Annotated in this window: 11 protein-coding genes; 3 read left to right on the top strand and 8 right to left on the bottom strand. The window is 70.4% G+C overall.

From position 1 onward, the window contains the following. Positions 1–92: 92 nt before the first annotated feature. Both ACGFRG_RS32210 and ACGFRG_RS32205 read right to left on the bottom strand, forming a co-directional pair. Positions 93–647, bottom strand: a complete 555-nt coding sequence (locus tag ACGFRG_RS32210; RefSeq protein WP_393269657.1) for an endonuclease/exonuclease/phosphatase family protein — start codon at positions 645–647, stop codon at positions 93–95. A gap of 128 nt (positions 648–775) precedes the next feature. After that, positions 776–1,291: an NUDIX pyrophosphatase gene (locus ACGFRG_RS32205; RefSeq protein ID WP_393269654.1), complete on the bottom strand. Its 516-nt coding sequence runs from the start codon at positions 1,289–1,291 to the stop codon at positions 776–778. Positions 1,292–1,683: 392 nt separating this feature from the next. On the opposite strand from ACGFRG_RS32205, the gene ACGFRG_RS32200 reads away from it, so the two are divergent. Next, a complete protein-coding gene (locus tag ACGFRG_RS32200; protein WP_393269652.1) occupies positions 1,684–2,613 on the top strand; it encodes a hypothetical protein in 930 nt (309 codons plus the stop codon). Between the two features lie 187 nt (positions 2,614–2,800). Here ACGFRG_RS32200 and ACGFRG_RS32195 read toward each other — a convergent pair whose 3' ends face one another. The 4 genes from ACGFRG_RS32195 to ACGFRG_RS32180 all read right to left on the bottom strand — a co-directional run bounded on the left by ACGFRG_RS32195 (position 2,801) and on the right by ACGFRG_RS32180 (position 7,082). After that, the gene (locus tag ACGFRG_RS32195; protein ID WP_361430884.1) at positions 2,801–4,324 is read right to left on the bottom strand and encodes an aldehyde dehydrogenase family protein; all 1,524 of its coding nucleotides are present in this window, start codon (positions 4,322–4,324) and stop codon (positions 2,801–2,803) included. Between the two features lie 140 nt (positions 4,325–4,464). Further along, entirely contained in the window at positions 4,465–5,685 is a 1,221-nt protein-coding gene (locus ACGFRG_RS32190; protein ID WP_393269649.1) for a GAF domain-containing protein, read from the bottom strand. 156 nt (positions 5,686–5,841) lie between these two features. Next, positions 5,842–6,288 (bottom strand): hypothetical protein, encoded by a 447-nt coding sequence (locus ACGFRG_RS32185; protein WP_361430880.1) that lies wholly within the window; start codon positions 6,286–6,288, stop codon positions 5,842–5,844. A 218-nt stretch (positions 6,289–6,506) separates the two neighbouring features. Then, positions 6,507–7,082 carry an N-acetylmuramoyl-L-alanine amidase gene (locus ACGFRG_RS32180; protein WP_361430878.1) on the bottom strand — a complete coding sequence of 192 codons (576 nt, stop codon included), beginning with the start codon at positions 7,080–7,082 and terminating at the stop codon, positions 6,507–6,509. A 396-nt stretch (positions 7,083–7,478) separates the two neighbouring features. On the opposite strand from ACGFRG_RS32180, the gene ACGFRG_RS32175 reads away from it, so the two are divergent. Beyond that, positions 7,479–7,841: a hypothetical protein gene (locus ACGFRG_RS32175; RefSeq protein WP_361430877.1), complete on the top strand. Its 363-nt coding sequence runs from the start codon at positions 7,479–7,481 to the stop codon at positions 7,839–7,841. Between the two features lie 49 nt (positions 7,842–7,890). On the opposite strand, the gene ACGFRG_RS32170 is transcribed toward ACGFRG_RS32175, so the two are convergent. Beyond that, positions 7,891–9,192 carry an SWF or SNF family helicase gene (locus ACGFRG_RS32170; RefSeq protein ID WP_393269647.1) on the bottom strand — a complete coding sequence of 434 codons (1,302 nt, stop codon included), beginning with the start codon at positions 9,190–9,192 and terminating at the stop codon, positions 7,891–7,893. Then, positions 9,189–12,119, bottom strand: coding sequence for a DEAD/DEAH box helicase (locus tag ACGFRG_RS32165; RefSeq protein ID WP_393269740.1), 2,931 nt, complete (start codon positions 12,117–12,119; stop codon positions 9,189–9,191). The genes ACGFRG_RS32170 and ACGFRG_RS32165 overlap by 4 nt, the downstream gene beginning before the upstream one ends. A gap of 337 nt (positions 12,120–12,456) precedes the next feature. Here ACGFRG_RS32165 and ACGFRG_RS32160 point away from each other — a divergent pair, with 337 nt between their 5' ends. Further along, on the top strand, positions 12,457–13,536 hold the full coding sequence (locus ACGFRG_RS32160) for a fatty acid desaturase family protein (RefSeq protein ID WP_393269645.1): 1,080 nt from the start codon (positions 12,457–12,459) through the stop codon (positions 13,534–13,536). The last annotated feature ends 140 nt before the right edge of the window (positions 13,537–13,676 follow it).

Below are 13,676 nucleotides of genomic sequence, written 5' to 3'. Positions count from 1 at the left end.
GGTCGCCTTGCAGCGCGGCCTGGATTGCGGCGACATCGGTGAGGTCCACGTCGCGGAAGACCTGTCCGACGATGCGGTTGTCCCGCCACGGCTCATCGGGATGCTGGTGGCGCAGGCAGCGTGGCGCGGTTGTAGGGCGGGACACGGTCCCAGTCGGGCTCCGGATCACCCAGGGGCAGGTGGTTGATGTCCCCGCCGATCAATCCGATGGCGCCGTGCCGGTAGACCCGCGCGCACAGCAGCTGTGCTTCCTGTCCTGCGGCCTCGGCGGAGTACGGGGTCAGATGGGTGCTGATCGCCACCAGCGGCACCGGCCAGGCAGCGGGCAAGCCCAGGGGCCACAATTGGAGTGCACAGTAGCCGTGGTGCAGGTCCGTGGTGCTGCACTTCGTTTCGGTGCCCATCAGTTCCAGGTGCTCGGGGTCCCAGGCGATAGCGGTGGGTAGATTCCGGGACAGGGCGACAGCCAGTCGCAGCCCCAGGGCCTTCTCCGCCGTCGCGGCCTGCTCGGGGTCGGCGAGGAAGTCGACCTCCTGGAGCAGCAGGAGCTGCGGCTGGACAGTACGGATGCGGTCGACCAGCCCGTCCCATCTGCTGGTGTCGGTGGCTCCGTACTGGACGTTCTGGCTCATCACGATGAGTGTCATATCTTCCCCCTCATTTCGAATGCCACGACCTGGTCGCCGACTTGCGCTGCTCAGACGGCCAGCGGCAGACCGACAAGCCTTGGCCGAGGATCACTCTGCACAGTGGTCAGAGGATGCGCTGGGCACTGTCAATGGACCGGTCGGGGCAGGTCGGCGGCCAGCAGACGCTCGTGAAGTTCACTCAGAGCTGTGCGGTTGCTGTCGAATCGCAGCAGTTCGCTGGCTGCCTTGTAGTCCAGCCACTGGACGGCGGTGTGTTCGTGAGAGAGCTTGATCTCCACGTCGGTCAAGTCCGCAGCGAACGCGTACTCAGGCACAACGTACGTGCTCGTCGGCCAGCTGTCTCGGTCGGCGAAGAATCGTGCGGGGATGCTGGTGGTGGTCTGCAGCGGGTAGAGCGCGACTGTCCGGTCGAGGCCGAACTCTTCACGTGCTTTGCGGACGGCGGCCTGCTGCGGACTCTCGCCTGACTCACCGCCGCCTGCGACTGCCTGCCAGATATCCATGTCCCGGCGGCGGAGAACAGCGCATTCGCTCTCCTCGCCGACTCGGCGGAACGGGATGACGAGGATTTGGAATGGTGCTCGGGACATGTGGCTCCTGGTTAGGAATCGGATGGTTTCGCTGATCGCGATGTATGCCATCGTGATCAGCGCCAGGGTGGCGGGGCGAACAACCGAACGCGACGGGCTGGAGCAGGATCCCTGGATTGTCCGCTGTCTCTGTACCACCGCCGACCGGTGGTGCGACGGCGGAGTCGGACGCTGCCCGGGGGTACTCGCGGCCGGTGTGGCGGTGTGGCGGTGTGGCGGTGTCGGACATAGCTGTGTCCCCTGGATACCGGAGCCGTCTGCCATTGCCGTGTTCCTCCTGGTCCGTCGTATGTGCGGTCAGTCGAACGCGGTGATGAGCAGCCACATGAAGGCGAGCCACAGTCCCGCGATGGCCCCCAGCACCAGGAATGCCGCGAGTAGCGCCGGGCCGCTCCGTTCGCCTTCCTGTTCCTTCGCCAGGGCCTTGGCTTTCTCTTCCTCCCGTGCGGCTTGCCAAGAAGGCGTGGGAGGAAGAGCCGACCGAGGAGTGGCAGAAGGCTCTGGACTGGATCAAACGGAACTCTCTGCCTGTCAGCGCGCTCACTGAGGCAGATGTGTTGCGACGGGCTCTGGACGCCCTCTGCCGCAAGCTGGACGGCAAGGCGGCTGCGGCCAAGACGGCGCGACGGAAGAGGGCTGCTTTCAATGAAGTCCTCAACACCGCAGTGGAGAAAGGCTACTTCGCGGACAACCCGCTTAACGGATTGAGGTGGAACGCTCCGGCGGTCAACGAGGAGGTAGAACCAGCCGCTGTTCCCAACCCGGCCCAGGTGGTGCGACTCCTCGCGGGAGTTGCCCAGCAGCGAGGGCGTGGCCCTCACCTGGAGGCGTTCTTCGGCTGCATGTACTACGCGGCTATGCGGCCGGCAGAGGTCATCCGCCTACGCCTCGATCAATGCCACCTGCTCGAGAGCGGCTGGGGACTCCTTAATTTGTCGGGTGGTGTCGTGACAGCGGGCAAGGAGTGGACGGATGACGGCGCCGTGCACGAGGTGCACTCGCTCAAGCGTCGCGCGGCTACCGCAACCCGGCCCGTGCCCATCCCGCCGCAGTTCGTGCGCATGCTCCAAGTGCACGTCGAACGGTTCGGCGTGGCGCCGGACGGGCGGCTGTTCCGCAACCAGAAGGGCAAGTACGTGGACGCTTCCGCCTACGGCATGACGTGGTCGTGGGCACGGAAGGATGTGCTGACACGTACAGGCATGCCGGGATCTCGTTCTGGCTGTATTCCGGTGTGGACCCGGCCGAATGCGCTCGCCGCGCGGGCCAGAGTATCGAGGTCCTCTTTCGTCACTATGCCAAGTTCCTGGACGATGTCCGGGAGCAGGCCAACCGCCTCATCGAGCAGTCCATGCAGGAGTGGGACCGCGTGAGCCACGGCGCGCATCCCGCGGGCTGAGCCGGGACTTGGACCGGAAATAGACCGGAACAGCTGGTCAGGAGCGGGATAGCGGAGGGATGAACTGGGAGTTGCCACGCATTCCAGACCCGGCTCCCAGTGGATTGAACGGAAGGCGCCTGACCAGCAAAAGCCATGGTCAGGCGCCGTTTCTTCGGCCCCTAGAAGAAGCCCAGCTTCTTCGCCGAATAGCTCACCAACAAATTCTTCGTCTGCTGATAGTGGTCCAGCATCATCTTGTGGTTCTCCCGCCCGATCCCCGACTGCTTGTAGCCGCCGAAGGCGGCGTGGGCCGGGTAGGCGTGGTAGCAGTTGGTCCAGACTCGGCCCGCCTGGATCGCTCGGCCCGCTCGGTATGCCTGGCTGCCGTCGCGGGTCCAGACTCCTGCGCCGAGGCCGTAGAGGGTGTCGTTCGCCGTGCGGATGGCGTCGTCGAAGTCCGTGAAGGACGTCACGGCGACGACCGGGCCGAAGATCTCCTCCTGGAAGATCCGCATACGGTTGTCGCCCTCGAAGATCGTGGGCTGGACGTAGTAGCCGCCCGCCATCTCCCCGTCGTACTCGATCTGCTGACCGCCCGTCAGGATCTTCGCGCCCTCCTGCTGGCCGATGTCCAGATAGGAGAGGATCTTCTGGAGCTGGTCGTTGGAGGCCTGGGCGCCGATCATCGTGTCGGTGTCCAGCGGGTGGCCCGCCACGATGGCCTCGGTGCGGGCGATGCCCGCGTCCAGGAACTCGCCGTAGTGGCCGCGCTGGATCAGGGCACGGGACGGACACGTACAGACCTCGCCCTGGTTGAGGGCGAACATCGTGAAGCCCTCAAGTGCCTTGTCACGGAAGTCGTCGTCCGCCGACCAGACGTCGTCGAAGAAGATGTTGGGGGACTTTCCGCCGAGTTCCAGCGTCACCGGGCGGATGTTCTCGGACGCGTACTGCATGATCAGGCGCCCGGTCGTCGTCTCGCCGGTGAAGGCGATCTTCGCCACCCGCGGGCTCGACGCCAGCGGCTTGCCCGCCTCCACGCCGAAGCCGTTCACGATGTTCACCACGCCCGGGGGGATCAGGTCGGCCACCAACCCCAGCCACACGTGCACGGACGCCGGGGTCTGTTCGGCGGGCTTCAGGACCACCGCGTTGCCCGCCGCGAGCGCGGGCGCCAGCTTCCAAGTGGCCATCAGGATGGGGAAGTTCCACGGGATGATCTGGCCGACGACGCCGAGCGGCTCGTGGAAGTGGTACGCGACGGTGTCCTCGTCGAGCTGGCTCAGCGACCCCTCCTGGGCGCGCAGCGCGCCCGCGAAGTAGCGGAAGTGGTCGATCGCCAGCGGGATGTCGGCGGCCAGCGTCTCGCGGACCGGCTTGCCGTTCTCCCAGCTCTCCGCGACCGCCAGCTCCTCCAGATGCGCCTCCATCCGGTCGGCGATCTTGTTGAGGATGTCGGCCCGCTCGGTCGGGGCGGTCCGGCCCCAGGCGGGGGCCGCCGCGTGGGCCGCGTCCAGCGCGCGTTCGACGTCCTCCGCCGTGCCCCGGGCGATCTCGGTGAAGGGGCGGCCGTTGATCGGGCTCGGGTTCTCGAAGTACTGGCCGCCGACGGGCGGTACGTACTCGCCGCCGATGAAGTGGTCGTAGCGGGACTGGTACGTGACGATCGCGCCCTCGGTGCCGGGCGCTGCGTAACGGGTCATCTCCGTGGCCTCCCTCCGGCGCCACCCGCCCTCGGATGGCGCTCGGTGCGGAGGTTAGGCCCCCGGACGTTGCGCCCCCGTTGCGCCCATCGCGCCCCGTCGCGACGACGGCCGTCGCGGCCGGTCGGCGCCGAGCCGTGTCAGGTCGCCGTCGTCCCCCGCAGCGCCCGCCACGCCGTCCGGTCCTCCGCTCCCCACGGGCTGCGCGCCCAGTCGGCGAGCAGCCCCGGATCGGCGCGTTCGATCAGCGCCGCCCGCAACTGTCCGGCCAGCCGGGTCCGCATCCGTACGATCGCGGGCGCCTGCGAGCTGGGCAGCAGCGGACCCGCGTACGCGTTCATCGCCGCCGCGACCGCGCCCGAGCCGAGGCGGCGCGCCACCGTGTCGAAGTCGGCGTCGACCGGCAGAGCCAGCCGGTAGGGGCGGGAGCGCAGCAGGTCCGGGCCCAGGAGGCGGCGCAGCCGGGACAGCTCGGCGCGGATCGTCACGGGGGTGACCGACTCGTCCTCGTACAGGTCGACCAGGAGCTGATCACCCGTCAGACCCTCGGGGTGGCAGGCCAGGAGCACCAGGAGCTCGCTGTGGCGGCGGCTGAGGGGGACCTTGCGGCCCGCGGCCATCAGGACCGCTTCGTCGCGGCCCAGAGCGTTCAGGCCGATCGCCGCGCCGGTGGACGGTGGGGCGAGCAGAGCGAGTTCCGTCTCCGCCGCGCGGGCCACCGCCTGTACGAACGCCAGGCTGTGCGGGTGCGCGAGACCGTCGCCTCCGGTGATGTCCACGGCCCCGAGCAGCCGTCCCGTGCGCGGGTCGTGCAGCGGCGCCGCCGCACACGTCCAAGGGTGCACCGGCCGCCGGAAGTGCTCGGCGGAGAAGACCTGTACGGGCCGGTCCTCGGTCAGCGCGGTCCCGGGGGCGTTGGTGCCGACCGCGGACTCCGCCCACCGCGCGCCCGGCACGAAGTTCATCCGGTCCGCCCTGCGCCGGGTCACGGGATGTCCCTCGACCCAGAGCAGTCGGCCCTGCGCGTCGCAGACGGCGACCAGATGCTCGCCGTCCCGGGCGTACGCGCCCATCAGTTCCCTGATCACCGGCATCGCGCGGGCGAGAGGGTGTCCGTCGCGGTACGCGGCCAGCTCGTCCTCGCCCAGCTCCACGCTCGCGGTCCCGTCCGGGCACACCCGGGCCCGCGCCGAGCGCCGCCAGGACGCCGCCACCAGCGGTCGTACGGGCCGGACCACCCGCCCCGCCGAGGTGAACGTGTCGTGGGCGCGGCGCAGCGCACCCGTACGTTCGGCGGGATCGGCACCGGCTTCCAGGGCGACCCAGGACTCGTGCCGCGACTCGTACCGCGTATCGGTCAACTGGGCCTCCAGGAGGGCGGGGTGCGCTGCGACCGGTCCATCGTCGGCCCGTGCCGCACACCCGGCAAGGCACCGCGCACGCGCCTGGCGCATTGCCGCCCGTGCCCCGGGGGCGACCGGCTCGAACGAGCACCGGTCGCCCCGGGGATTCCCGTGCTACTCCGAGTCGATCGGGCGCACGAACTCCAGGGTCCACGTCTCCTGGAAGTCGGGCTTCGGCGGGACGAGTTCGAGCTGTGCGCCGCGGTGCCCGGCACGCAGGGCGAGGCCCTTGTCCGAGAGGATCTTGACGCCGCCGAGGACGCCCTCGAACGTGAACTTGGCCCACTCGGCGCGCGGCACGCTGTTGACGTAGAGCTTGTCCTCGGCGATCACGAGGCCCGTCGCCTCCTGCATGGCGAGACCGATCACATACGGCGACCCCGGGACGGGCTCGGCGGGCTCGATGGCCCACTCCTGCTCGATGGGGAGCGGGTTGAGCCGGTCGGCGATGACGGGAGCGCCGTGCTTGATGGCGTACTCGGTAGCCGTCACCAGGGTGGCGGGGCCGATGATGTGTGCGTGGATCTTGTAGATACCAGGTCGTACCGGGATGGGAGGCATATATGGAATTCCTCTCTCGCGGTTCGCTTTCACCAGAGTGTGGTCAGTTCCACCGGTGTGTGGTCAGTTCGGTTCCACCAGTGGACGCCCAACCTTCGCCTCATGTGCCGCCGCGCCAACAGGGCGCGATACCGCCAAGTTGGTACGGCTCGGACTGATCGGGCATAGGTGCGAATCTTGGTGCCGAGAGCGGAGTGCGTCCCCGTTGACGCCCCGTATCAGGCGAAGTTGACGAGGCGGATGTAGCGCACCCAGTCCCAGTTCGGCCCCGGGTCGGTGTGGTCGGTGCCCGGTACCTGGTAGTGGCCGATGATGTGGTCGCGGTCCTTGGGGATGCCGTACCGGTCGCAGACGGACGCGGTGAGCCGCGCCGACTGCTCGTACAGGGCGTCCGTGAAGTACGCGGGCTGGTCCACCCACCCCTCGTGCTCGATGCCGACGCTGCGCGTGTTGTAGTCCCAGTTCCCCGCATGCCACGCGATGTTCTGCTCACGCACCATCTGCGCCACATAGCCGTCGGCCGACCGGACCACATAGTGCGCCGAGACCTTCTTGGCGGGATTCTGGAAGATGCCGAGCGTGGTCGCGAACGACTCCTGGGTCACATGGATGATCACGTACTCGATCGGATACGTTTCGGGCCGGCCGGACGCCGTGTAGTTCGAGGGCGACGCCGCGACCCAGTGCGCACCCGGGTAGTCGGTGTCCCCGGCGGCCTCGGCGCGGGTCGCGGGGAACAGCATGCCGGCGGCCGCGCTGGCGGCCGCGCCCTGGAGGAGTCTTCTGCGGTTCACGGGAAACGGCGCTCCTGTACGTCGGGTGCGTCGATCGTCGCCACCGTGGGTCGGTGCCGATCGTCGACGTCAGTCGTTTCGTTCGGTCGATCGTCTCGTTCAACCGGCAAGAGCCGCGCCGAGGTTACGGTACGGGCCGCCGAACGCGGGACGGAAGGCTCGGTACGACTGACCGACTTTGGCGTAACTTCGGTACAGGGGTCGCGAGACGACCGATTCGGGCGGACTCTGGTCGCTATGGCCACGCCGCCCGTTCCGCCGCGCCCACCGGGGCCGCCACCCCCGTCCGGCGGGGGCTTCGGTCCTCCCGCCTGGCAGCCGCCGTCCTCACCACCGCCTCCGCCGTCGCCGGAAGGGGCGGGCGGGCGCAAGGGCGTCTTCATACTGCTCGGCATCATGCTGGCGGCCGCAGCCGTCGTCGCGGTGGTGCTGGTGGTGAACGGCAGCAGTGGTGGGTCAGGTGGGAAGTCGACCAAAAGCCCGACGCCGACGTCGACCGGCACCGCGACCCCGAATCCGACGCCCTCGCTGAGTCTGCCGAGCGTGCTTCCCTCGGGGCTGCCGTCGACCCTTCCGTCGGGGCTGCCTAGCGACTTCCCCAGCGACCTGCTGCCCAGCGACTTCCCGAGTGACTTTCCGAGCGGTGTGCCCACCGCGCTTCCGGGCGACATACTGCCGTCGGCGGGCTCCGACGGCGGCGACGAGCTGCCCTTCAGCGAGCTTCAGGCGGGCGCGGCGCTTGGCGGCAGCCTGGGATAGGGGATAGGGGAGAGGGAGGGCCTGGTGTGACGCCTCCCCGCCCCGTACCTCACCCCTCGGCCGCCACTTCCGGAGCCACCTGCAGCGCCATCTCCAGCGCCGCACCCGGATCCGAGTCCGCCGGCCCCGCCGGGGCCCAGGTCCCGCACTCCTTGCGGTACGGCCACCACCGCCCGTCCCGGCCGAGCCGCAGCTGTGCCCCGGCGCCGACGACGGTCCAGCGGTTCGGGCCGGCCGCGCGCAGCGTGGGGCGCCGCTCGTCCCGCCAGGCCCGGTCGAGGCCGTCCAGGGCGCGGGCCAGGGCCTCCGGCCCGGGCGTCCACTCCTCCTCCAGCACGGCGAGCGACGCGGCCCCGCCGCACCGCCAGGCCCGTACGGCAAGGTGCAGCTCGGCCGCCCGCCGCCCGGAACCGGTCGCCAGGTGCTGCGCGATCCGCTGGTCCTCGCAGGCCGCCGCCAGGCGCACGGCGTCCTGGTTGAGCGTCAATTCCGGCTCCGTCTCATGGTGTTCGTGATCGGGCGCCAGCGCATCGGCCAGCATCGCCCGCGCCCGTCGAGCCGCGTCCGCCGCCAGGAACTCCAGCGCTGCCGGGTCCACGCCCGGCTCGGGGCCGGTTTCCGTGTCGAGCCGTGGGGGCGCACCCGGCTCGCTCGGCACCTGCGGCACGCCGGGCAGCGGCGGCACGATGTCCCGCGCGGCGAACGTCTCCGCCGCCGAAACCCCCGACGGTCCGAACGGCTGCGTCGGCGGCGGCGCCGCGCTGCGCTCCTGCAGCTCCTCCAGGAGTGCGCGCTCACCCCGCCCCCGCATCAGCAGCAACACGAACGGGTCCTGGTCGAGAAGCCTGGCCACCTGGTAGCAGAGCGCCGCCGTGTGCGGACAGTGGTCCCATGCCTCACAGGTGCACTGAGGCTCCAAGTCACCTATGCCCGGCAGGAGGTCGACCCCGGCCGCCGCCGCGTCCTCCACCAGATGCGGAGGCATCTCACGTTCCAGCAGTGCCGCGATATGGCCCGCCCGCTCCACCGCCATCGACAGGAAGCGGTCCCAGTCGTCCTCGGAGAGCCGCTGCAACAGCACATCGCTGCGGTGCGACGTGCCGTACCGGTCCCGTACCACCGCGGTGATCCGGCCGGGCCGAACGGACACCGCGCCGACCGCGCCCTCGCGCGCGTGGGCGCGCCCCTTCTTGAGCTGCTGCCCGTCGAGCGCCGTGTCCTCAAGGGCCTTCAGCCACGCCTGACCCCACCACGTCTGCGCGAAGCCACGCCCCTGTGCGGGCGGCAGCGCTTCAAACGTCCGCTCGGCATCCAAAGGGGCCTCCTTGGACGGATTTCCGTACGCGCTCATCGTCCGCTCCCTCGTAGTGCCACCAGATCCGCCAGCTCGGCGTCGGACAGTTCGGTCAGTGCGGCCTCGGCCGACCCGCCCGTTCCCAGCACCGCGTCGGCGAGCTCCCGCTTGCGCGTCAGCATCTCGGCGATACGGTCCTCGATCGTGCCCTCGGCGATGATCCGGTGGACCTGTACGGGCTGGGTCTGGCCGATGCGGTACGCGCGGTCGGTGGCCTGCGCCTCGACGGCCGGGTTCCACCAGCGGTCGTAGTGCACGACATGACCGGCGCGAGTGAGGTTGAGGCCCGTCCCCGCCGCCTTCAACGAGAGCAGGAACACGGGGACTTCACCCTCCTGGAACCGCCGCACCATCTCCTCGCGCCGCTCCACAGGTGTACCGCCGTGCAGGAACTGCGTCGCGACTCCGCGCGCCGACAGATGCCGCTCGATGAGCCGCGCCATCTGCACGTACTGGGTGAAGACCAGGACCGAGCCGTCCTCGGCGAGGATGGTGTCGAGGAGTTCGTCGAGCAGTTCCAGCTTTCCCGAGCGGTCGGGGATGCGGGGCTGCTCCTCCTTCAGGTACTGCGCCGGGTGGTTGCAGATCTGCTTGAGCGCGGTGAGCAGCTTCACCACCAGGCCGCGCCGCTCGAAGCCGTCCGCGGCCGCGATCTCCGCCAACGTCTCGCGCACGACGGCCTCGTACAGTCCGGCCTGCTCCTTGGTGAGGGAGACGGCGCGGTCGGTCTCGGTCTTCGGCGGCAGCTCGGGCGCGATGCCGGGGTCGGACTTTCGGCGGCGCAGCAGAAACGGTCGGACCAGGCGGGACAGCCGCTCGGCGGCCGCCGGGTCGGTGCCGCTCTCGACCGCCTGTGCGTACTGCGTACGGAACGTGCCGAGCTTGCCGAGCAGTCCCGGCGTCGTCCAGTCGAGGATGGCCCACAGCTCGGAGAGGTTGTTCTCGACGGGTGTGCCGGTGAGCGCCACGCGCGCGCGGGCGCCGATCGCGCGCAGTTGCCGGGCGGTCGCCGAGTGCGGGTTCTTGATGTGCTGGGCCTCGTCCGTGACGACCATGCCCCACGCCGTCTCGCCGAGCTTCGCCGCGTCGAGCCGCATCGTGCCGTACGTCGTGAGGACGAACTCGCCGTCCGCCAGGTCCTCCAGGCGCCGCGCGGAACCGTGGAAGCGGCGTACGGGGGTGCCGGGGGCGAACTTCTCGATCTCCCGCTGCCAGTTGCCCATCAGCGACGTCGGGCAGACGACCAGCGTCGGGCCGGCGGTGGCGGGGGTGCTCTGGCGGTGCAGATGGAGCGCGATGAGGGTGATGGTCTTGCCCAGACCCATGTCGTCGGCGAGACAGCCGCCGAGCCCCAACGAGGTCATGTCGGCGAGCCAGTTGAGGCCGCGCAGCTGGTAGTCGCGCAGCTGGGCGGCGAGGGCTGCGGGTTGTTCGACGGGGTGCGCACGGGCGCTCTCGGGCGCGGCGAGCCGGTCGCGCAGCCGGGCGAGCCAGCCGGACGCCTCCACGTCGACGCGGCGGCCGTCGATCTCCGTCGAGCCGGTCAGGACGGTGCTGAGCGCGTCGACCGGGGTCACCTTGCGGTCCTGTGCCGCGCGGGCGCGCCGGACCTCCTCCGGGTCGATCAGCACCCACTGGTCGCGCAACCGCACCACCGGGCGGCTGCTCTCGGCGAGTTGGTCGAGCTCCTCGCGCGTGAGCCGGGTGTCGCCGAGCGTGAACCACCAGTTGAACGAGAGCAGGGCGTCCGTGGAGAGGACGGAGGGGGCGGCGGAGAGGGAGCGGTCGCGGGTGGCCGCGTCATCGGTGCTGCCCGTCGTCGAGCCGGCGGCTGCCGCCATGTCGTCCGCCGGGCCGATCACCGCGCGCGTGGTGAACTTACGGGCCATGTCCTTGGGCCAGTGCACCTGGACGCCGATGGTGGCGAGCGTGCGCGCGGCCGGACCGAGGAGTTCGCCCACCTCCTCGTCCGCCAGCTCGACGGCGTCCGGCACGGCGGCCGACAGGAGCGGTGCGAGCGGCGGCCACGCGCGCGTGGCGCGTCGCAGAGCGACGAGCGCGTCCATACGCGCGCGTGGCCCGAACGCGCCCGCAGCGGCCCCCGACTCGGCCCACACCTCGGCCGCGTCCGCCACCAGCGCCGGGTCGCTCACGCTGTGCAGCTGGAGCACGGCACGGAAGACCGGGCCCGGTCCATCGGCATCCACCGCGTCCAGGCCGGGCAGTTCGATCCGCAGCGAGATACGCACGCCCGCGTCGTGCCCGGCGGCCACGTCGGCAGCCCAGGCGCGCTGTTCGGGCAGCCGTTGCGGCGCCTCGGCGGCGAAGGCGGGGGAGCCCGCCGCGAGCGCGGCGGCCGGGGTGCGCGGCAGCCCGTCCGCGACCGCGTCGAGGAACTGCCGCAGCAGCGCTTCGGGTTCGGGCAGCAGCACCGGCTCGGCCGTGGCGTCGAGCGGCACCGCGTGCGCCTGCGGCGGCATCGCGGCCGCCAGCTCGCGGATCCGCGCCAGCTCGTCGGCGCCGAGGGGGCCGATCCGCCAGGCGTCGTGGTCGGTGGCGGTCAGGCCGGGCAACAGCAGCCCCTGGGCCGCCAGTTGCAGCGCGCGCAGGGCGGCCGTGCCCCAGAAGGCGGCGGCGTGCGATGCGTTCGCTCGCGGCCGCGCCCTGGTCAGAACGGGCAACGCCGCGCGTACGGGCAGCAGCACCGCGCGTACCGCGTACGGCACGACATCGGCCGCCACCACCCTCAGCTCGTCGACATGGTCGGGGAAGGCGGCCGGTGCGGTGCCGTCGGCGTGCCAGAAGGCGATACGGCCGGTACGGGCGGGGTCGGCGGGCAGGAAGGCGACGTGGCAGCGGGCGAGTTCGTCGATCGCGGAGGGCGTGGGCGGGGTTGCGGACGTGGGGAGCGTGTGGCCTGCGATGACACATTCCTCAAATTTGACTACTGCGGGATCGGAATCGCCGAGGGTACAGGGCGTCGGCGCCGACCGGACGGCTCCACGCCGTGACGTGGGTCACTCTTCGAGCCTTGACGCATGCCCTGTACCTGCGCCTCCGTAGATGCCCCAGCCGGTGCACCCGACATCTCACGGTGGCGTCAGCAACACCCCGCCCCCGGGACAGTCCCCCGACCGGTCCGGGTGGTGGCGCCATGGCGGCAGTGGGCCCCGGATTCGTACGTTTCATGAGGTCAGCGCAGGTCACGAGGGACTGCCTGCCGACTGCCGACTGCCGCCCCGCCAACGACCGGAGACCGTCATGCCCCAGGCCATCGTGAACGCCGAGTCCGGCACGGCCGCTGTGAGGCTCGTGCCTCCTCCTCGCCCCGTCGGCCGGAGCAGCGAGTTCACCCCGCTCCTCAAGGCGGTGAAGGGACAGGGGCTGCTGGAGCGGCGCACGGGCTGGTACGCGGCGGGCATAGCCGTCAACCTTCTCGCCCTCGCCGCGACCGTCACGGCCATGGCGCTCACCGGCGACACCTGGTGGACCCTGCTGTACGCGGTACCGCTCGCGGTGCTGTGGGCCCGCACCGCGTTCTTCGGGCACGACGCGGGCCATGCCCAGATCACCCGTGGCCGGCGCGCGGGCAGGATCATCGGCCTGATCCACAGCGATCTGCTGCTCGGCATGAGCTATGCCTGGTGGAACGAGAAGCACAACCGGCATCACGCCAACCCCAACCACGTCGACAAGGACCCGGACGTCGGCGTCGGCGCGATGGTGTGGACCGAGAAGCAGGCGGAGCGCCGTGAAGGCTTCGCCCGCTGGCTCACCCGCAACCAGGCCCGGCTCTTCTTCCCGATGCTGCTGCTCGAAGGCATCGCGCTGAAGGTGTACGGATTCCAGGACCTGCGCAGGCAGCCGCCGCGCGAACGCGTCGTCGAGGCCCTGCTGCTCGTCGCCCACCTCGCCGGATACGCGACCCTGCTCCTGACCGTGCTCTCGCCCGGCAGGGCGCTGGTCTTCGCGCTGCTCCACCACGCGCTCTTCGGGCTCCACCTGGGCATGACCTTCGCGCCGAACCACAAGGGCATGGAGATGCCGGACGCCGATGACGAGGGCTGGGGCCATCTGCGCCGCCAGGTCCTGACCTCGCGCAACGTACGCGGCGGCTTCCTGACCGACTGGTTCCTGGGCGGCCTGAACTACCAGATCGAGCACCATCTCTTCCCGAGCATGCCCCGCCCGCACCTGCGCCTTGTCCAGCCGATGGTGCGCGCCCACTGCCGCGCGGTCGGCATCCCGTACACGGAGACCTCGCTGATCGACTCCTACCGGCAGGCCCTGCGCCATATGCACGCGGTCGGAGCGCCGCTGCGGCGCGGCGGGGCGGGCTAGCGGGAACGGGCTCGCGCTCGGGTCCTCGTCCTCACGGAGGAGTCCCTACGTCGGGTGCGCGCCGCATAGTGGAAGCAGACAGGGGAAGCGGAAAGCCGGTGTGCGGTGCGGACGGCGATTGTGGACATCTGTCCGCAATC

Source organism: Streptomyces sp. NPDC048696 (assembly GCF_043198895.1).
Lineage (GTDB): Bacteria > Actinomycetota > Actinomycetes > Streptomycetales > Streptomycetaceae > Streptomyces.
The sequence above is the reverse complement of the archived record's forward strand: the minus strand, read 5'-3'. Positions and strand labels throughout refer to the sequence as shown.